This is a genomic window from Beijerinckia mobilis (assembly GCF_000745425.1).
Lineage (GTDB): Bacteria > Pseudomonadota > Alphaproteobacteria > Rhizobiales > Beijerinckiaceae > Beijerinckia > Beijerinckia mobilis.
The window spans coordinates 1-19,408 of sequence record NZ_JQJH01000022.1; the positions used below are offsets into that span (position 1 = coordinate 1).

Here is a 19,408-nt window from a genome sequence, read left to right on the forward strand (position 1 = left end):
CCCCGCTGAAAACAGCAAGGGTGAGGTCAAAACATGGGTCAAATCTCGGTGGAAATTTTCGGCTTCCCTGGGTCAGTTCTCAGTGGAATTCAACAAGCTGCCCTTGCCATCGATCGTCGCCCAGGTGCGCCGATAAAGGCGCAGCTTGTCGCCCGTGGCGATCCAGAGGTCGTAGGTCTCGCCGAGCTGGTCGACGGCCTTATAGAGCTTTTCATCATCGCCGATCTCGCCGCGCGCCTTGAGCCGTTCGCGGATCGCCTGGCTGATGTCGGCCGCATCCTGATTAGTCAAGGCGGAGACGGTGATGCTCTTCTTCGGATCCTCCGCACGCAGGATGTCGCTCCCCAGCGGATTATACTCTGTTCAAGAATCAGACGATCCTTGGTCTCATCGTCACCGGCCCTTTCGAGAGCCGCAAAGAGGATACGTTCGGGGTCGTCGGGAGTTACATTCGTCTGGGACCGCATGAAGTCGATTATCTTCAGGCGTCGAGATATGCGCTGGGCGGCAGAGATCTGGTCAAAAGTGCCGAAGAAATCTTCGAAATAAACTACGGCCATAAGATCGCTCGGGGAATCAGGATCAATCCCAAAATTCAATATGTTTTAAATCCCGATAACATTCTCAAACCCGCTGCTTTGCATCAATCCAACAACATTTTTGCGTTTGGAGTTCGTCTTTCCGTTGAGCTTGGAGCGGTGTTGGGGTTTCCAGTCTGGCATTGATTTTGGGAAAATTGTCAATGCTTCTATGGTAACGATATTCTCTATCAATCTTATGGCTCAGCCAAACAAGAAAAGCGTCCGGAGTTCTTACTTCATGTTACAATTTCCGTGGCTTTTCCTAGACCAGATGTCCGTTTGAGTGACGGGATGCTCATCCTGAACTGTGCAGAATATTCCGAAACTGTGCAGAATATTCCGAGATGTGTCGGCTGTTCCGGCATGGGCTCTCAGCACAGGAGACGGACCATGGACATGAATATCAGTTTTGTTGGCCTGGACGTAGGCAAGGCGACGATCGCCGTTTACATCGCGGATGACGGCCGTCAGGGTGGGGTGCGGTTTGTCAGCGGGATCGAGAACTCTCCCGCGGCTTTGAACAAGCTGATCGGCAGTCTTGGCCGCAACGGGAGAGATTTACACTTCGTCTATGAGGCAGGCCCCTGTGGATATGGCGTCTTCCGGCATCTGACCGCCAGAGAGCTCAATTATGTTGTGGTGGCTCCAAGAGGTCAATCAAGTTATGAGGACCAGGCTACGCGGATTCCATCTCGGCTCGGAGCTTTGCTCCAAAGCCGGATACGTTGAAGCAGACTGAAAAAAGCCAGAACGCAAAAACTCTCGTAGGCGGGGCAGTTATACGTTAACGCATCAGGCTATTAATCGAAATAGTTACAATCGATGTTTTGTAGTAATCGACATTCCGACATCGGCTTAAGAGTGATTGAAATTGGTCCTCCACCTTGGGTCTATGGCAAGGTCATCACAGTGAGTTTGGTCGTCTCCTTGCCGCCGCCGAAAAAGGCCGAAACTGAGCCCGACAGCGCCGCGACATATTGCTTTCCGTCCAATGCATATGTGAAGAGACCGCCGCCGGCCGAAGCCGGCAGTGAATGGCGCAGCAGCACCTTGCCGTTGTCTTCATCGAGTGCGTAGAAATTGCCCTTCAGGTCGCCGGCGAAAACCACGCCGCCGGATGTCGAGGTGACATTGGCCAGCATGGGCGCGGGCGCCTCGAATTTCCATCTGATCTTGCCCGAGGTGACGTCCACGGCCGACAGGAGGCCGCGCGACTGGTCGATCGGATCCTGTATGATGCCGCCGCCATAAAAATGCGTGGCCACCTGATGGGTCGGTGCTTTTGACTCATGAGAAACCGTGCCACACCAGTCCACCATGGGCGAGAACACCAGGCCTTTATCGGGATCAAAGGCGCTGCTGCTCCACTCCTGCCCGCCGAGCAGGCCGGGGCAGATATGCATGGGCTGTTCGGTCGCCGGCTTGTCGGCATTTTCCTGTTTGGAGATCACGAGATCGTGGAGCACATCGGAGGTGTCGCGATCGACGATGCGAAGCCTGCCGTCCTTGCCGCTGATGATGACGAGATTGCGCTTCTTGCCGTCAATCTTCGTGCTGATGACCGGGCTGGTCTGTGAGAGGTCCCAGTCATGGGTGTCATGCGGCACGAATTGCCGCGCCCAGATCAGCTTGCCGGTCTTCGCGTCGATGGCCGCGGCGGTATTGGTGCCCTCATTGTCACCGGGACGCGCCTCGCCATAGAAATCCGGCGCGGGATTTCCTACGGGCACAAACAGTACGTCTTTTTCACGATCCAACGCGACGGGCGTCCAGAAACTGCCGCCGCCATGGGCTATGGCTTCCGCGGAACCCCAGCTTTTGGCTCCCGGCGCCTCCGCCGAGGGCAAGACGCCATAGCGCCAGATTTCAGTACCATCTTCGAGTTTGAAGGCGCCAATCCATCCCTGGCCACCCCAATCCGCGCCCGCTGTGCCGTAAATGATCCTGTCGTCGACGATCAATGGCGGCATGCTGAGGTAATGGCTTTCCTCGATGCTGGTGATCTGCTTCTCCCAAAGTTGCGAACCGTCGGCCATGGAGAGAGCGAGCAGATAGCCGTCCGCCGTGCCGCGGATCAGTTTACCGTCCTTGATTGCCGCGCCACGATTGACCGTGGAGAGCGCCTTGCCTTTGAGCTTCCATTCATGCCGCCAGATTTCCTTGCAGCTTCGCGCATCAATGGCGATCGTCGTCTGCGCTGCAGTAAAATAAATGCGGCCGTCGTAAAGCAGAGGTGTTGATTGCGCTTGAACAGCAAGGCCACTGTCGTAAGTGCAGGCTTCCTTCAGTGAACTGACATTTTTCGGGTTGATCTGATCAAGAACAACATGACGTTGACCATCGTAGCTCTTGTTGGTCATGAGCCAATTGTCGTTGGCTTTCGCCGATTGATCGAGGTCGGCTTGCGTGGGCCCCAAAGCCGCCGACAATGCCGGACAGGTCCAAATTGTTGCCGCGATAAGGGCATGGGCGCCCAGGACTCCAGTAGATGATTTACGCAAGATAATTCTCCTATCTCCATGGGGCCCGTTTGAGCGAAATGAGCGCTATGGAACAATCCAGGCCACTGTTGCAGTCTGCGTCATTGCGCGGGATTGATGGGTACAAGTTTAGTAAGCTTTTTGCCGTGTCTCTTGTCGAACCGAGCATGGCTGGGCGAAACGTTCGCGTCCGACTTTATCTGCGTCGGCTGGCATTGTTACGGTGGAGAAGCTTGTAGCACGTCAAAATTTCTTGAGGCCGATCACGCGTCGGAAACCGCTTGCGGTGAGGCGTCCAGGGTAGGGTAGTCGAGATAGCCTGTATCCCCACCACCATAGGCGCCGACCGAATACGGTGTATTGTAAGGGGCGCCGACACGTATTCGCTCTGGCAAGTCAGGATTGGCAAGGAAGAGCCGCCCGAACGCGACTGCATCCGCGTCTCCGTGACCTACAATCTCGGCAGCCTTCGCCGGCGTGATGCCGCCGTTGACAATAAGCGGACCGTGGCAATTGGCGCGAATAAGCGGGATCAGTCGGTCGTAATCGGGGGCGCCCGCCCAGGCGTTGGTGTCGGCGATGTGAAGGTAGGCGAGGCCAATGCGGTCGAGCCACCGGGCCACGTGTCCATAGGTGTCGCCCGGATTTGGATCCCGCACGTTATTGTACTCGGCGAATGGAGATAATCCCAATCCCACGCGTGCCAGCGGCATGACGTCTGCGATGGCGGCTATGATCTCACGCAGAAGCCGGGCCCGGCCTTCGGGCGACCCGCTATAATCGTCGTCGCGGAGATTTAGCGTGGGAGAAAGGAATTCATGAATGAGATATCCGTTAGCGCCGTGGATTTCGACGCCGTCAAATCCTGCCCGAGCGGCGTTCACGGCGGCTGTCCGGAATTCGTGTAAGACGGCATGGATTTCGGGGAGCGTCATGGCGCGCGATGGCGTCGCTGCAATTTTGACATAAGCACCATTCGCCAGCAGCGCCCATACTTGGAGGCGATCAAGATCATCGTTGACACCAGACGGAGACAGGGGCTGCTGGTCATCAAGAAGGCCGCGCGCGCTAGCGCGTCCACCATGCCAGAGCTGAGCCACGATGCGTCCGCCTTTTTCGTGGACGTGGTCTACGATGGGCTTCCATCCTTCGACCTGCTCGTCCGCCCAGAGGCCCGGCGCCCGGTCGAAAGCGTTGGACATCGGTCCGACATTGATACCCTCGGTGATGAGAAGTCCCGCGCCGCTCCGCAATCCGTAATATACGCGGGCGGATGCATTGATGACACCCCGGGCGTCGGCACGTGAGCGCGTCATTGGTGCCATCACGATACGATTAGCGAGTTCGAGGTCACCCATACGCAGGGGGGCGAAAAGGTCTGGCATATCGCGTTCGCTTTCGATGTTCGTCAGCTGGCGTTGATGGCAGTTCTGATTCGGTCGGTGTCAGTGGCAGCTCATGCAGCCTCAGCCCGATTGCATCGCGGATGGCGTTCATTGCCCGCGAAGCCGCTGTGATTACGAGGGACCCTGCTGCGCAGCTCCCCGACGTAGACCGCCGGGGAGCTGCCGCCTGGATTAGGCAAGATCGAAGCGGTCGAGCTCCATGACTTTTGCCCATGCCGCAACGAAATCCGTCACGAATTTTGCCCGCGCGTCCGCACAGCCATACACTTCGGCTAAGGCACGTAGCTGCGCATGGGAGCCGAACATCAAATCCACCTTGGTGGCGGTCCATTTCACGGTCTTGGTCTTGCGGTCATGGCCCTCATAGATACCGGCCTCGGCGGCGGGTTTCCATTCGGTCCCCATGTCGAGCAGATTGGTGAAGAAATCATTGCTCAGCACACCGGGCCGCGTAGTGAATACGCCATGCTTCGAGCCCCCCGTATTGGCGCCCAACATCCGAAGTCCGCCGATCAGCACGGTCATTTCCGGCGCAGTCAGGGTCAGGAGCTGTGCGCGGTCCACCAGCAGATGCCCGGAGATCTCCGCCAGCTTGCCGGGCACGTCATTACGGAACCCATCGGCCGGAGGCTCCAGCGGCGCGAAGGAATGAACATCCGTCTGCTCCTGGGAGGCATCCGTGCGTCCCGGCGCGAAAGGCACAATGATTTTTTGATCCGCATCGCTCGCGGCTTTTTCGATCGCCGCGACACCCGCCAGTACGATGAGATCGGCCAGCGAGATCTTTTTTCCACCACTCTGAGCGGCGTTGAAATCAGCCTGGATCACCTCCAGTGCCTTCAACACCTTGTCGAGCTTTTGCGGCTCGTTCACCGTCCAGTCCTTCTGCGGCGCCAGGCGTATGCGCGCGCCATTGGCACCACCACGCTTGTCGGAGCCGCGGAACGTGGAGGCGGAGGCCCAAGCGGTCGAAACCAGTTCGGCCACAGTGAGGCCTGATGCCAGGATTTTCTCCTTCAGAGCCACCACATCCGCCTCATCGACAAGCGGATGGTCCACGGCCGGAACCGGATCCTGCCAGGTCAGCTCCTCCTTGGGCACGAGCGGCCCGAGATAGCGCGCGCGGGGCCCCATATCGCGATGCGTCAGCTTGAACCAGGCACGCGCAAATGCATTCGCGAATTCGTCGGGATTTTCGAGGTAACGGCGGGCGATTTTCTCATAGGCCGGATCTGCGCGCAGGGCGAGGTCAGTGGTCAACATCGATGGTGCATGGCGCTTATCGGGGTCGAATGCATCGGGGATGCTGCCGGCACCCGCTCCGTTCCTGGGCTGCCATTGATGCGCGCCAGCGGGACTCTTGGTGAGTTCCCATTCAAAGCCGAACAGGTTTTCGAGAAAGTGGCTGCTCCATTGGGTGGGAGTCTGGGTCCAGGTCACCTCGAGACCGCTGGTGATCGCATCCTTGCCCACGCCGGTACCGAAACTGCTCTTCCAGCCCAATCCCTGCTGCTCTACTGCGGCGGCTTCCGGCTCGGGACCGACATGGTCGGCGGGACCAGCACCATGGGTCTTGCCGAATGTATGCCCGCCCGCGATCAGCGCGACGGTTTCCTCATCATTCATCGCCATGCGCGCAAAGGTTTCGCGAATGTCACGGGCGGCCGCCAACGGGTCAGGATTGCCGTCCGGCCCTTCCGGGTTCACATAGATCAACCCCATCTGCACGGCTGCCAGCGGGTTTTCGAGGTCGCGGTCACCGGAATAACGGCTGTGCTTGTTGTTGGGATCGTTGCTGAGGGCGAGCCATGTAGTCTCGGCGCCCCAATAAGCGGACTGATCCGGCTCCCATGTGTCTATGCGCCCGCCGGCGAAACCGAATGTCTTGAAGCCCATCGATTCCAGCGCGACATTTCCGGTCAATATGATCAGATCGGCCCAGGAAATCTTGCGGCCATATTTTTGTTTGATGGGCCAGAGCAGGCGGCGCGCCTTGTCCAGACTCACATTATCCGGCCAGCTATTGAGCGGCGCGAAACGCTGCTGCCCGCCGCCCGCGCCGCCGCGGCCATCCGCGATGCGGTAGGTGCCGGCGCTGTGCCAAGCCATGCGGATGAACAGACCGCCATAATGGCCGAAATCCGCCGGCCACCACTCCTGGGAGTCGGTCATCAGGGCCATCAGGTCCGCGATAACAGCATCCAGATCCAGGCTCTTGAACTCCTTCGCATAGTCAAACGCCTCGCCCATCGGGTTGGACAGGCTGGAATTCTGGTGAAGGATCTGAAGATTGGGTTGGTTGGGCCACCAATCCCGGTTCGTCCTGCCGTGTTCCGCATGCACGAACGGGCATTTGCCCTGGGCCTTGTCGTCTGTCTGCGCGTCCATGGTCCCTCCTATTTGCAGCGTATTGAATATTGCTGGATGGAAAATTGCCCTTTGGGTGTCTCTCTGTCCAATTGATTGAAGTGAAAACAATAATTGGTTTTCTCAATCGAACTAAGCCTGTCTTAGGCTGGACTAAACACCTAGAGCGTTTCGGGTATATCCAGAAACGCTCCACTTAAAAAATTAGAGCATTTTCAAATAAATGCGATCGCGAAGCGATTCAATCACCCGGTAATGTCCGGCGAGCACGGGACTCTGATGACGCCATGCATAGCTCGTTTCAGGAAATCCGTGGAGCAATACGATGGGTGGACCATTGTCGGCCTCCAGGTAGTGCTGGCGTATGCCATTGGCATGGATCGTCTCGTGGCGGATTTCAATCATCGGAAAATCCCTCATACCATGCAGGTGCAAGGAAACAGATTCTCTTGACCGAGCGGAATTTTCATCACATTCAACCGGCGAGGAAAATCGCAGTATTGTACGCCCGACGCGAAAGAAGCGAAGAAACATCAACGAAGAGGCTGGTTACCAAGGTATCGAGCAGCAAGCGCGAACAAGGCGAGCCCAGCGCCATAAACGCATACACCCGGCCAATCAGCGACATTCCAGGCGAAGGTCGCACCGGCGGACCCGATCGCCCCACCGATGAACATCCCGCTCATGAAGATTGTGTTCAGGCGGCTGGGCGCTTTAGGACGCAAGGCAAAAACCATGTGCTGGTGAGAAACCAATGCGCTCTGCATACCAAAATCCAGGACAATGACACCCACCACGAGGCCCACTAAGCTCGTCCAAGCTCCGAAAAGGATCCAGGCCAGCAGGACTGAACCAAGTCCAAGCAAGACGACCGGGCGAGGCCCGCTCCGATCGGCAAGATGCCCCGCCATCGGAGCGGCGAGAATGCCAACCGCGCCAATGAAACCAAAGAGACCCGCCACATCCGCGCCAAGATGAAATGCCGCGCTTTGCAGGCGTAACGCCAGGACTGTCCAAAATGTGGTGAACGATGCAAACAGAGCCGCCTGCACGATTGTCACCTGGCGCAGGATCGGCTCATCCCGCCAAAGGCCCGCCAATGATCGGATGAGAACCGGATAACGCATATCCGAGGAGATCTGGCCCAAGGGCAATGTAAAGCGCATCAGCACACCGCCGATTAAGGCAAGCGGGACGCCAATCCAGAACATTTCGCGCCAGCCAAAATATGTCGCGACATAGCCGGCAAGCGTCCGGCTGAGAAGGATTCCGCAAAGCAGACCTCCCATCACCGTTCCGATCACGGCGCCGCGTTCATTGGCGGGTGCGAGGGATGCCGCAAAGGGGATGATTTGCTGCGCCACCGTTGCGGCAAAACCGATGCACAAAGATGCCAGGACAAGCGCCCAAGCCGAGGGGGCGAGCGCGGCCACGGCAAGCACGATGGCGAGCAAAACGAATTGCATGACGATGAGCCGGCGCCGCTCTACCAGATCCCCAAGCGGCACGAGCAGGAACAAGCCAGCCGCGTAGCCGAGTTGCGTCGCCGTGGGAATGAGCCCGGCGGCACCCGCGTGATCGAAAGAGTCTTCGATCACGCCGAGCATCGGCTGATTGTAATAGATGTTGGCGACAGCGATACCGCAGGAAGCGGCCATCGCAAAGAGAAGCCCCTTGCCGACCGATGTCATGGCACTAGCGGGTTGAGTGATTTGCATGTGACTCATACACAGTCCATTGACACCGGAAGCTGGTTAAAGCTCGTAACACCAGGTCTATTGAATGAGCGAATACGCTCTTTCCTCAACACGAACGATATGGCCATTTGGCGATGAAACCAAAGCTCTTGCTCAACCACAGCATCACATTGAAGCCGGCCGTGCGCCGGCATGGCGTTAACGTATGGCCCGCTCCGTCTGCGAACGCAGCCGGAGCGCTTTGCCGACCGCGTTCGCAAGTTGATCTAGTGAGGTAGGATTTGACGAATGTCTCCGCCCGGTTACGGCTTTAGTGCGAAGACCGTGATGGTCGGATTTCCGCCGCCAATCTCTGGCGCCATCTGGTTGTAATAGCCGCCTACGAAACCAGAGACCACGGCAACATATTGTTTGGCGCCAGAAGCGTAACTGACCACACCCCCCGCGGCAGGACCGCCAAGGCTATGTTGGAAGAGAACCTTGCCGTCCTTCGCGTCGAAGGCGAGAAAGTCGCCAGCGAGCTCTCCGACGAAGACCAGGTCGCCGCCTGTAGCCGCTACGCTGCCGATTATTGGCTTGCCGGACTGGTACTGCCAGCGCTTCTGACCAGTTGCAGCATCGAACGCGGTAAGCCAGTCACGCGCGTTGGCCCAGGGCTCAAACTGGAACTTGCCACCGAAAAACTGGCCTCGCTTGTTCTCGCCTTCGGGGTTTGGCTGCTCCACCGCTGGCTGGATCTGATTGCACCAGTCCGTTGCCGGCATGAACAATGTGCTGAGCTGCGGGCTGTAAGCGCCTCCGTTCCACTCATGGCCGCCCAAAAGGCCGGGACATATGCGCTTGGACAAGCTACTGATCGGGCCATCGGCGTTCTCCCGCGTGGTAAAAGGAACGCTGTAAAGCACCTTGTGCGTGTCACGATCCAACACCCGCATCAGGCCGTCTTTGCCGTTCAAGGCGATGAGCGTACGCTTCTGGCCATCGACCTCGGCTGTGAAAACCGGTGCGGCATGGCTCAAGTCGTAATCTCTCACATCATGCGGGATCGCTTGATAGTACCATGCCAGCTTGCCCGTGCGTACATCCAACGCCACAACCGAGTCCGTGTAGAGATTGTCGCCTGGGCGGTTTTTATCATAGAAGTCCGGTGCCGGATTGCCGACCGGCACATACAGTAAGCCCTTTTCCACGTCGAACGACATTGGCGTCCAGAGATTGCCACCTCCGTGTTTCAGAACCTTTGTGTCCTTGCCCCATGTTTCCGCACCCGGCTCATCGGGATCCGGCACTGTGTTGAACTTCCACACGGGTTCGCCATCGCTCAACCGGAAGGCACCAACCCACCCCTTACTGGCGAACTCGGATCCAGCTGGACCAATCAGCACGAGGTCGTCGTAGATGAGTGGCGGCATGCTGAAGAAATAGCCGTTGCCGGGCTTTACAACCTGGCGCGACCATAGCTCTTTGCCAGTCTCGGCATCCAATGCAAGGAGATAACCGTCAGCGGTCCCGCGCACCACTTTGCCATCTTTGATAGCGGAGCCCCGATGGGTGACGAAAGTCTCGTGGTCCCGCGGCTTCCATTCGGATTGCCAGATCACCTTGCAGTTCGCACCATCAATCGCCACGGTATAGTGCGTGGTCGTCGCGAAGATGGTGCCGTTATAGACGATCGGCGCGGTCTGCGCCGGCATTTTCTCCGGGAAGCTGTAGGCGCAGATCTGTGTAAGATCGGCGGCATTCTTCGCGTTGATCTGATCAAGCGGCGTATAGCGTTGGCCGCGATAGTCGTGATCCACGTAAGGCCAGTTGGCACTATCCGTGGTCGCATTATTCAGCTCATCCTGCGTCGGACCTGCCGCCAGCACGGCACTGGCCGCTAGAAACAGAATGGGAACGCTTCCCAATGCAAAAACCTTGGCACCCATTGGACACTCCTTAGAGGTAGACGTTCGTATGCAGCCGCACGTCATGATCGCGTGCGTTACTCTTGTTCCGGCACCAACCATCTATACGGCGATGACAGACATTTTTTGTCAGAAATTGAAGGTTACCCAGGCACCGGTCCAGGTCGCGCCATGACCACCTGCAGCCTGCAGAAAGCCATCTGCAACGAAATGAACGACCGAGGCGTTGACATCAAGATTTGGTGTCGCCTGCCATTCGATCTGCGGGTTCACAGCCTCTCCGAGAAATCGTTCGTTGTTTGCGTTACCCGGCAGGAGCGGCACGCCAGGCGGTTGATAGAAGCTGTCGTTGATGTTCTGGCGCCAGAGGATATCGACACCTGCCATGAGAGCCAGGTTCTGCCGCGGCTGGATTTGGACATAGGGATAGATGTCCATGTAGTTCATTGGCGTCTGGATATTGGCTTCGTTGAAGAAATTATTCTTCGGAAACAACGGGTAGAACGTCGCTAACGCTCCCGTTCCGCGGCTGTTTCCACCGCTTACAATATCAGCCTTCATGGCGAGGCGCGGCTGCCCCCATGCGGATGCGATCGTATAACCAGTGTCGGAGGACAGCGCGAAGGCGCTGATGGGGCGACTGCCGAATTGGCCGAACTGGTAGGTACCTTCGAAATTGTAGTCAACCGCGCCGGCCCTCCCAAAGAGCCGTGCGCCTACTGAATGACGTTGCTCATTGGCGATGCCGGCATCGAGCACAGCGCCGTTGCGATCCAAACCCAAGTAATAAACGTCGACGGAAAGGCCGGGCAATGCCTTGATGGGTGTTGTGGTGTAAGCACCGAAGAATTGCTTCGCCGAGTCCGGACGATCGTCAAACCATCCCTCAATGTTGAAAACGGGCCGTGTCCAGAATGCATCGATCCGTGTGTCAACGATCGTGGTCCATGTGCGCACGCCAACAAAGCTCTGGCGGATATTTGGTCCTTCTCGGATATCGACCAGCCGGTTCGACCCGAACATCATTTCTTGGCGTCCGGCGCGGATATTCAGCGTCGAGTCCGCTCCAGTGGGCAGATTGAGTTCGACAAAGCCTTGTGCAAGGTCGCCACGGTTGATGTCCGTGGGCTGTGGGTCCGGTCGCCGGCCCGCCTCTAACTCATTCCCCAGCTGAACGAAGGTCCTGATATAGGGTCCGAAGTGGAAATCCCCACTCAACAGCAGCCGGTGCAAAATATAGTCCTCGTGCGGGACACCGCCAGCTCCGCGGAAGCCAAACGCCGAGTTGGTGAAACTTTCGAACCGCTCGCGAAGGCTGCCACCTAGATTGACATACCATCCCGGAACGCTCTCCAGAGGTATGTTCTTTAGGCCATTGGAAATGCCGGTGAGTGCGGAAGGTTCGCCGAATTCGTTATTGTAGACGAGTGGACCAAACGGTGTTGGGGGATCTCGGAGCACTTGCGCCATTGCAGGACAGGTGAAGGGCGCTAAGCCGAATGTGACAACTCGTGCAAATTGCCCTATCACAGGACGACGCCTATGGCATCCGTGGAACGCTATGGCAGGGAAGGCTGCTGCATAGCCCGCTGTGAGAACCTTCATCGCGACAATTCCCGCCCAGGAAGGTTCAGGAAAGAGGGAACTCGCATCAAACTAAGGTCCTACGGCAAACTGTAAACGCGGGCACGGAGATATCGAAATTTTCTGATTTTCAGCCCTTTGTCAGCGAATTGAACCATGATGCAACAAGTTGGAAGGTCATTCTATTATCAATCATGGCGTGCGCATTCCGTGTATACATTGGAATTTAGCTATCGGATTGAATGTCTATGGTATGAAAATATTGCTATATTAGATCATTGACAATATCGATAATTGTTACGCCTACGTCAATAATTCATGGACAAAGTTTCTGATGACTAATAAGCTTATCGAGCGAAGATAATTCTTCTAATCGACGAATAGGCAGACGGGATTGAGTTGGCCAATTGGATAAGTTGACGAATATGCGGGCCTTTACGAAGGTCGTGAGCCATGGCAGTTTCTCCAAGGCGGCTCGGGAAATGGGCCTATCTCGCGCCGCAGTGAGTAAATACGTCATTGATCTGGAGATTGATCTCGGCGTTCAGCTCCTCAATCGGACCACTCAAAGTGCGATACCAACCGAGGTCGGACAGCGCTATTACGAGCGCTGCCTCGCGATATTGGCTGATATCGAGGATGCTGAATCGTTGACCTCCCAGTTTCAGGTGGAAACCCGCGGGGTCTTACGCATCAATGCGCCAATGTCATTCGGTACGATGTATCTCGGACGGACGATCGCTCAATTCATCGCACAACATCCGAAGCTGCAAGTGCATTTCATCCTGAGTGATGAACATTTGGATACAGCGCAGGAGGGTTTTGACGTCACGATCCGTCTGAGTGATGTGTTACCGTCAAATCTCATTGCCCGCAAAATCGCCCCTGTGCCCAGAGTGATGTGCGCATCACCGGATTATCTCGACCAGGCCGGCGTTCCGGAACATCCAAGGGATTTGAGAAACCATACTTGCCTGAGCTACGGTTATCTCTCGACCGGCCTTCAATGGAAGTTAACGGGCGAAGACGGGGAGCATTGGATCCAAGTGCCTTGGGTTTTATGCAGTAATAATGGTGAAGTGCTACGGGATGCGGCGCTTGAAGGTCGTGGCATTGCACTGCTTCCAACGTTCATTGTCGAGCAGCAATTGCAGGATGGCAGCCTCCGGGCGGTTTTGACGACCTATCAGGCCCCGGAAATGTCGATCTACGCGCTCTATCCGCCGACGCGCTATGTCCCGGTCAAACTCAGGGTCTTCATCGATTTTCTGGTAAACCGTCTCGCTCAATGGCCGGGTACACCGGTGGTCCAGGGCCGGATGCAGACGACCAATCCAGATTCCGGTGGTTCAACGGATGACGCAGATACCAGGATACGGCCTCCAGGATCGGCCAGGACTCGGAATACAGACTCTTGAACGAGAACATGTAAAACTGTGGAGCCAACCACAGTTTTACATGTTCCCGTTGACAGCTGGCGCGGAGGACGCGGCCAAACGATCCTCAGCGCTCCCCTTCCGCCGCCGGCTTCGTCAGGACGACGGGATGGCCGTGAGGCGTGCGCCGGTATGCTTCTCCCCAGTCGCGTCGCCGTTCATCCAGGGCCGCTGCGCCAAGGAGTCCCTTATTCGCGACCAGCCGCTCCAGGGCCCCGACGACATGCTGGTAATAGGTTGTTCCATCGGCCGGATCCCCGGCCGCGCGGGCTTTCTCGATCTCGCCGTTCAAAGCGTCAGACCACTCGGCCGGAGTGATATGTCCGGAGTCCTGGAGGGCGATGGAAAGGGCGAGCGCCTCCGCCTGCCAAGGTTCGGTAAATTCCGTGCCGACGGGTCCCGGCTTCTCAGGCCGGCTCAAGATAGCTCTCCCATAGGTCGGCGAAGACCATGTCTCGGGGAGACGTCACATCGTCCCACAGGTCCCTCGCGAGGAAGCCGACGCAATAGAGCGGCTCGGCCTGCTCGTCGCCGTGGGCGCTGACGTCGGGCAGGCGATGCCAGCCATGGTAGGCCTCGACGGCGCCGACATGACCCCGCAAGTAGCGCGGCAGGCGGGTTGCCCCAAGGGGCGAGTGGAACTTGGCGCGCACCCGGTCACCGAGCCTGAAGGCTGGCAAGCCTTTGGAGGGACGCCGGCTGTCGACCCCATGACTGAGGATCGCCGGCACGGCGTCGGGAGGCGGTGCATCGCCTGCTTCGGCCGGGCGGAAGGCGGCTTTGCCGGATGTCAGTTCGTCGATCCCGACCCAGCCTGCATTCGCCAGGATAGCCGCGTCGCGCCAGTACCAACGGTCAAAATAACCGCTCGACAAGTAGGCGGATGGCGGCATGCATTCCATGACATGGCGCATCCAGTCGAGGTTGAAGCCGCCAGGCTGGACGTAGGATAGCTCAATCCCGAACATACGCGCGCGCCAATCGGTTTTCAAAAGCGGCTGGCCAGGCGACAGGTCGACCGGCCCGAAGCCCTGCATTCCACCCATGTCATGGACTCCGTCCATGGCTTAGCTCCTTCGCTCGGGGGTGATGACCTTGGCGACGCCGACCATAGCGTCGCGCGATACGATGGCGGCGAGTTCCTCCTCGCTGAACCCCTCTGTTCGCGGCGGGCGCTCAGGTAGAACCATGTAACGGGTTTCGGCCGTACTGTCCCACACACGGACTTCGACATCATCATCCAGCTCCAGCCCGAACTCCTTGAGGACTCCGCGCGGATCACGGACCACCCGGGCGCGATATTCAAAAGATTTATACCAGGTTGGCGGTATGCCCAGCACGGCCCAAGGATAACAGGAGCACAGCGTACAGACGACGATATTGTGCCGTCGGGGCGTGTTCTCAACCACAACCAGATTGTTGGCCTCGAGCCTTGGAAAGCCCATCCCGGCGATCGCCTCAATGGCGTTGATCATGAGCCGTTGCTTGAAAATTGGGTTTGTCCAGGCTCTTGCGACAATGCGCGCGCCGTTCTTCGGCCCCACTTCGTCACGAAAGACCTCGATCCAGCGATCGACCGTGGCGCTACTGAGCAGCCCCTTCTCGACAAGCAGGCTCTCCAACGCCTTGACCCGGAGCGCCGGGTCGGAGGGGAGATGCGAATGCAGTTCTTCCTGAAGCGCGATGACCCGTTTTGTGTCCCTGGGTATCGTCACCTTGCATCCCTTCCGTGAACCGGCGCCTGGCGCGCGCCAGACACCCTATTTTAAGACCGCATCTTTTGTACCGGCGCTGAAAACCTGCCCTTCAGATAAGGTTCGCCAGTTCCTCGATCATCTCGTCGGTCGTATATTGCCGACAATAGCCCCGGTTATTGGCGATCGACGTTGTGTGTCGCTCATAGCTTAGCGTTGCGCACGCATCAGTCACAAGCGTAACCAGATAGCCATAGTCACAGGCATCCCGCACTGTCGAATCGATGCATTGATCCGTCAGCAATCCGCTGACAATGAGGTGCTTAACGCCGAGATTGCCCAGCACATAATGGATGTTTGTCGAGATGAAGACGGAAGATGACGTTTTTGGCAGCACGATTTCGTCTCCCTCGGGCGCTATCGCATCAATCACGCGCGCATCGCGGGATCCCTTCGGGCAGAACAGCTTCGAGATCTTGTAATCGAGTCCCATATCCCGCCCATCCAGCGTCAGGCTTTCGATCACCGTATACATCACTTCCACGCCCGCCTTTCGGCTGGCAAGCTGCAGCCTTTGCATATTCGGTGTTGCCCGCTCCCGCATCTCCCGAAAGAAATATCCGTAGCGCGCATCGAGAGTCTCCGGTGTGAGCCCTAAATATTTGCCGCCGCCCTCCGCCGAATAGTTCTGAACGTCAACGAAAAGCAGCGCCGTCGCCCCAAGCTTCACCGGCACGTCGCGCGATAATCCGAAATCCTTCATGCCCGTCACGGCGCGCAGCGCTCGTCCGCATCACGCGTACTGGCGTAGCCTCGTCCGCCTTCAAATTGTCCAGAGTTAATAGACCGCCGCGTAGCGTGCGCAAATTTGCTCCGGAGTTGCCCCTTCCAACACCTTGATCTCCGCGCGCTTGAAAGCGAGATAGGCCGACTTGGCCTCATGGCTCCAACATTTGGTCGTCAACTCGTCTGCGTTGAGCGCCTCGAGCGCCGCCTTGAGCGAGCGTGGCAGAAATGGCGCTTCCACGCCGGCCGCAGGCAGCGAGAGTCCCCGTGTGAGGCCATCTACACCAGCCCAGACAATCGCACCCAGTGCGAGATAGGGGCAGTTCGACGCATCCGCCACGCGGAACTCCACGTTGAACTGCTGTTCGGGTTTCTCCGGCGAGGTCGTAAACACGGGCGCGACCCGCAGCGCCACCCCCCGGTCCTGCAATCCAATATCTGCGCGCACTGGCGCCCACCGCCCCGGTGTCAGACGATAATAGGACGCAACCGAAGGCGCGGTAAACGCGCAAATCGCTGACATATGCGCAAGCACGCCGGCGAAGAATGGCGCTGCCCGCTGCGAAATCCCATAGGCTCCAGCCGCGTCATGCGTCGCCGGAGCCTCGCCGTCCCACAGGCTCATATGAACGTGCGTTCCGTTGCCAATCCCGTCCGGCGCCAACATTGGCGCGAAGATCGCCCGTTGGTCCATTCGCCAGGCGATCGCTCGCGCCAGTTCGCGCAGCACCACCGCCGCATCCGCAGCCCTCACGCCTTCCTCGGGTGCAACGGTCACCTCATATTGCCTGGGGCCATATTCAGGCAGGAAACTATCCGGCTTAAATCCTGCTGTTTTTATCGCGGAGATCAGCGCTTCGCCGAAACATCCTTGTCGACGGAATGCGTCAAGGGCGTAGGTCGCGCTCCCGGGCGGTCCTCGACGCCTGTCAGCACGAATTCCTGCTCGAAGCTCGCCACCAGCCTCAGGCCAAATTTCGCCAGCGCCTCCAGTGCGCGAGCCAGAAACGTCCTAGGGCAAAACTCCCACGCGCTGCCGTCCGTATTCACAATGTCGCCAAGATAGAACCGTTCCGCGGTCCCGTCCTCGAAGGGCACATCGATCCGCACCGATGGATCAGGCCGGATGATCAAGTCCCCCGACGTACCGAATGGCGTCGTGTAAATCGGGCCAAAGCAAGACATCATGATGTTGGTGTGAGCCAGTCCCATCCCCTTCTTCAGCCGCACGTCGGTATCCGCGTCCGGAAACGCCTTGCCGCGTACGATACCCGCCCAATCGCACGCGCCGACAAAAACCAGCGGATCGGTCTTCATGAATATCTCCGCTTGCTGCAGCCCCTGTCCGCGCTCGCGTCCTCCTCGGCGCGCGCTTTCCGAACCGGGATCACCCAGATGGAGGCCCTCTGTCAGGCTAAATTGTGCGTGGCGTGTGCCTATTACAAGGGGCTGGAAAAGAGTCGGGACTATGCCGTTTTTCTGACTGGAATGATTTGTTTGTGTAGACGCCCGTCCGGTATGGCGGCCCGAACTATGGCGACGTGTTAGGCTCATCGCAGAGACCAACGCGTGCCGCAGTGTTTCGCTATGCGGGCATTGGTGATCTCTCCGGGTGGCCGCCTTGACCAAGAGCGGCAAGATCACCTCGCCATCGCTGATGAAGGTGACAGGCGTACCGGATGTCCAGCCTTGTTCCTGGAGCGCCGCACGGATCAGGGTGGACAGCCCCTCGGCTCCTTTCGAAGCAAGGCCGAGCCGACGCGCGCCAGCCGGTCGCGGATCATCGTGTGATTGGCGGGGGAACTCGGCAGAAAGAAATCAGAACCTTTGCCGCTTCCCGGAAAGGCAGCCTCACGCCCAATTAGGTCTGGTTCCTCTCCCATTCAGGCGTGCAGCAGTTCGGCAGAAAATCGTCCGCAACAGAAAAGGCGATGGTCCAAAAGCCGTTTGGGTTGCAGCCGTGGCAGAGTTTGAGCCGTGGTACCTTACTTCCACTGTATCGGACGAGGTGTGCATCTTGCCCAACTCTTTTCCAGTCCCGGGCTCCAGCTTGCCCCGGCCTGTGGGACGCCCGCATTTAACGGCAACGAGGCTTGCTTCGCGTCAAATCTTGAGCGCGAGCCGCGTCCCTGTAGCCGCTGAGACCATCAGGTGCCAGGCCGCTTTGCAAACACTCGGCCCTTCTTCAATGAGGCGCTGGAAACGACCTCCTCAACGAGAGGGATTACAAAAACGAGCCAAGGAAAGCCAAGACGATCAATATTCAGACGAATGACTGTAGATCTACTCTATCAATTCGCAGGACTACACATTTGAGCCACCTGATTTGAAGCCACCTCATCTCCGGCGCATTCCATCGCATGGGATCGTAAACTTGGTTGGTCCAGCGCACAAAAGACACAAACGCCGATCTGTTTCCGCATACATTTTTACCACGAGACCAGATTAATTTCATCAAAAAGCACCTAATCATCTGTAAAGTCAGCAAGACGCGCCACCCCTTCAGGTACGTCGTAACCCCATCTTGAATACATGCGGGCGATGACACTCGCCATCAGACGAATCTCAGGCGAAAGGTCGTTAGCTCGATGGCTCATGATAATGGGTGATGTGGCTGGTTCAAGTAACTCACGATAGCATACGCCGTCCACTTGCGACTTGCGCACGGATTCGGGAACGAGGCAGATTCCTTCTTCCGCCGCAACCAGGCCGATTGCGATCTGAAGCTCTCGCGCTTCATGCGAAATATGCGGTTTCAGGCCCTGGTCATGAAACAAGCCTACCACTTGGTCGGCATAGCTCGGGCGTGGCTGACGCGGATAGAGGATGAGTGGTTCACTCGCCAGATCATTGAGAGATACGGCGCGCTCTCCAGTGGCAAGAGGATTTGATGCTGGAATAGCGGCGACAAGCCGCTCCTCGCGCAACACGATGCGGCGCACAGCCTCATCCTCGAAACGGATACGGCCGAAGCCAATATCGATCCGGCCCTCCTTGAGCGCTGCAATCTGCTCCAAACTCACCAGTTCAACGAGTGATAATTCGACATTGTGCGCGGTAGCACGAAATTCACGTATGAGCGGCGGCAATCGCGCATAAATAGTGGAGGAGACAAACCCAATCACGAAACGCCGCTTCTCCGCGACGACGGCACGGCTCACCATATCGCGCATCTCGGCGACGCGGCCGAGAAGCTGAACCGCTTGCTCATAGACCAATCGGCCAACGGCGGTCAGCCGCAAGGGGCGCGCAGAGCGATCGATCAGCTCAGCGCCGATCTCCGCCTCAAGCTGTTGGATCTGCCGGCTAAGAGGTGGCTGAGAGACGTGTAGCCGTTCCGCCGCATGCGTAAAGTTCCGTTCCTCCACGACAGTCACGAAATAGCGAAGCTGACGCAGGTCCATACTATACCTTTCTGGTATCATACCAAGACCCCTTTGATCTTTGGCACCCAGTGGAAAACGGCATAG

At 57.7% G+C, this 19,408-nt stretch carries 19 protein-coding genes; 4 read left to right on the top strand and 15 right to left on the bottom strand.

From position 1 onward, the window contains the following. Positions 1-72 precede the first annotated feature (72 nt). A complete protein-coding gene (locus DL88_RS14890) occupies positions 73-291 on the bottom strand; it encodes a hypothetical protein (RefSeq protein ID WP_034997708.1) in 219 nt (72 codons plus the stop codon). Between the two features lie 68 nt (positions 292-359). Between DL88_RS14890 and DL88_RS21095 the strand changes: the two genes are divergently transcribed. Further along, a complete protein-coding gene (locus DL88_RS21095) occupies positions 360-725 on the top strand; it encodes a carbohydrate porin (protein ID WP_084705211.1) in 366 nt (121 codons plus the stop codon). A 246-nt stretch (positions 726-971) separates the two neighbouring features. Beyond that, positions 972-1,310 (top strand): hypothetical protein, encoded by a 339-nt coding sequence (locus DL88_RS14900; RefSeq protein WP_051956023.1) that lies wholly within the window; start codon positions 972-974, stop codon positions 1,308-1,310. Between the two features lie 161 nt (positions 1,311-1,471). On the opposite strand, the gene DL88_RS14905 is transcribed toward DL88_RS14900, so the two are convergent. The 7 genes from DL88_RS14905 to DL88_RS14935 form a co-directional block, all read right to left on the bottom strand. After that, on the bottom strand, positions 1,472-3,082 hold the full coding sequence (locus DL88_RS14905) for a pyrroloquinoline quinone-dependent dehydrogenase (RefSeq protein ID WP_051956024.1): 1,611 nt from the start codon (positions 3,080-3,082) through the stop codon (positions 1,472-1,474). A 242-nt stretch (positions 3,083-3,324) separates the two neighbouring features. Further along, positions 3,325-4,446, bottom strand: a complete 1,122-nt coding sequence (locus DL88_RS14910; RefSeq protein WP_034997716.1) for an alkene reductase — start codon at positions 4,444-4,446, stop codon at positions 3,325-3,327. 192 nt (positions 4,447-4,638) lie between these two features. Continuing rightward, entirely contained in the window at positions 4,639-6,855 is a 2,217-nt protein-coding gene (katG, locus tag DL88_RS14915; protein WP_034997719.1) for a catalase/peroxidase HPI, read from the bottom strand. A gap of 183 nt (positions 6,856-7,038) precedes the next feature. Continuing rightward, positions 7,039-7,239, bottom strand: a complete 201-nt coding sequence (locus tag DL88_RS19970) for an alpha/beta fold hydrolase (RefSeq protein WP_245270870.1) — start codon at positions 7,237-7,239, stop codon at positions 7,039-7,041. Positions 7,240-7,367: 128 nt separating this feature from the next. Next, positions 7,368-8,552, bottom strand: a complete 1,185-nt coding sequence (locus DL88_RS14925) for an MFS transporter (protein ID WP_156971130.1) — start codon at positions 8,550-8,552, stop codon at positions 7,368-7,370. A gap of 281 nt (positions 8,553-8,833) precedes the next feature. Beyond that, entirely contained in the window at positions 8,834-10,459 is a 1,626-nt protein-coding gene (locus DL88_RS14930; protein ID WP_034997726.1) for a pyrroloquinoline quinone-dependent dehydrogenase, read from the bottom strand. Positions 10,460-10,567: 108 nt separating this feature from the next. Beyond that, entirely contained in the window at positions 10,568-12,043 is a 1,476-nt protein-coding gene (locus DL88_RS14935) for an alginate export family protein (protein WP_084705212.1), read from the bottom strand. Positions 12,044-12,429: 386 nt separating this feature from the next. On the opposite strand from DL88_RS14935, the gene DL88_RS14940 reads away from it, so the two are divergent. Continuing rightward, entirely contained in the window at positions 12,430-13,440 is a 1,011-nt protein-coding gene (locus DL88_RS14940) for a LysR family transcriptional regulator (protein ID WP_084705213.1), read from the top strand. A gap of 85 nt (positions 13,441-13,525) precedes the next feature. Here the strand turns inward: DL88_RS14940 and DL88_RS14945 are convergent, their stop codons facing one another. The 6 genes from DL88_RS14945 to DL88_RS20595 all read right to left on the bottom strand — a co-directional run bounded on the left by DL88_RS14945 (position 13,526) and on the right by DL88_RS20595 (position 17,255). Then, positions 13,526-13,879, bottom strand: a complete 354-nt coding sequence (locus tag DL88_RS14945; RefSeq protein WP_034997729.1) for a nitrile hydratase accessory protein — start codon at positions 13,877-13,879, stop codon at positions 13,526-13,528. Then, entirely contained in the window at positions 13,866-14,522 is a 657-nt protein-coding gene (gene nthB / locus DL88_RS14950) for a nitrile hydratase subunit beta (protein WP_034997732.1), read from the bottom strand. The genes DL88_RS14945 and nthB overlap by 14 nt, the downstream gene beginning before the upstream one ends. Positions 14,523-14,525: 3 nt before the next feature. Beyond that, positions 14,526-15,173, bottom strand: a complete 648-nt coding sequence (gene nthA / locus DL88_RS14955; protein ID WP_305953025.1) for a nitrile hydratase subunit alpha — start codon at positions 15,171-15,173, stop codon at positions 14,526-14,528. A gap of 91 nt (positions 15,174-15,264) precedes the next feature. After that, entirely contained in the window at positions 15,265-15,915 is a 651-nt protein-coding gene (locus DL88_RS14960) for a cysteine hydrolase family protein (protein ID WP_034997734.1), read from the bottom strand. Between the two features lie 75 nt (positions 15,916-15,990). Further along, positions 15,991-16,878, bottom strand: coding sequence for a type I glutamate--ammonia ligase (locus tag DL88_RS19515; RefSeq protein ID WP_305953026.1), 888 nt, complete (start codon positions 16,876-16,878; stop codon positions 15,991-15,993). Further along, a complete protein-coding gene (locus DL88_RS20595) occupies positions 16,788-17,255 on the bottom strand; it encodes a hypothetical protein (RefSeq protein ID WP_051956028.1) in 468 nt (155 codons plus the stop codon). The genes DL88_RS19515 and DL88_RS20595 overlap by 91 nt, the downstream gene beginning before the upstream one ends. Positions 17,256-17,507: 252 nt before the next feature. Between DL88_RS20595 and DL88_RS20600 the strand changes: the two genes are divergently transcribed. Continuing rightward, entirely contained in the window at positions 17,508-17,729 is a 222-nt protein-coding gene (locus tag DL88_RS20600; protein ID WP_169741590.1) for a hypothetical protein, read from the top strand. Positions 17,730-18,403: 674 nt separating this feature from the next. Here DL88_RS20600 and DL88_RS14975 read toward each other — a convergent pair. After that, positions 18,404-19,342, bottom strand: coding sequence for a LysR family transcriptional regulator (locus DL88_RS14975; RefSeq protein ID WP_034997739.1), 939 nt, complete (start codon positions 19,340-19,342; stop codon positions 18,404-18,406). Positions 19,343-19,408: the final 66 nt, after the last annotated feature.

What these genes read in the sequence shown, in the direction of transcription:
- DL88_RS14900 (WP_051956023.1), top strand. Translation starts at nt 972, where the DNA reads ATGGACATGAATATCAGTTTTGTTGGCCTGGACGTAGGCAAGGCGACG.
- DL88_RS14975 (WP_034997739.1), bottom strand. Translation starts at nt 19,342, where the DNA reads ATGGACCTGCGTCAGCTTCGCTATTTCGTGACTGTCGTGGAGGAACGG.
- DL88_RS14925 (WP_156971130.1), bottom strand. Translation starts at nt 8,552, where the DNA reads ATGCAAATCACTCAACCCGCTAGTGCCATGACATCGGTCGGCAAGGGG.
- katG (WP_034997719.1), bottom strand. Translation starts at nt 6,855, where the DNA reads ATGGACGCGCAGACAGACGACAAGGCCCAGGGCAAATGCCCGTTCGTG.
- DL88_RS14935 (WP_084705212.1), bottom strand. Translation starts at nt 12,043, where the DNA reads ATGAAGGTTCTCACAGCGGGCTATGCAGCAGCCTTCCCTGCCATAGCG.
- DL88_RS14910 (WP_034997716.1), bottom strand. Translation starts at nt 4,446, where the DNA reads ATGCCAGACCTTTTCGCCCCCCTGCGTATGGGTGACCTCGAACTCGCT.
- nthB (WP_034997732.1), bottom strand. Translation starts at nt 14,522, where the DNA reads ATGGACGGAGTCCATGACATGGGTGGAATGCAGGGCTTCGGGCCGGTC.
- DL88_RS14960 (WP_034997734.1), bottom strand. Translation starts at nt 15,915, where the DNA reads ATGAAGGATTTCGGATTATCGCGCGACGTGCCGGTGAAGCTTGGGGCG.
- DL88_RS20595 (WP_051956028.1), bottom strand. Translation starts at nt 17,255, where the DNA reads ATGAAGACCGATCCGCTGGTTTTTGTCGGCGCGTGCGATTGGGCGGGT.
- DL88_RS19970 (WP_245270870.1), bottom strand. Translation starts at nt 7,239, where the DNA reads ATGATTGAAATCCGCCACGAGACGATCCATGCCAATGGCATACGCCAG.
- DL88_RS14930 (WP_034997726.1), bottom strand. Translation starts at nt 10,459, where the DNA reads ATGGGTGCCAAGGTTTTTGCATTGGGAAGCGTTCCCATTCTGTTTCTA.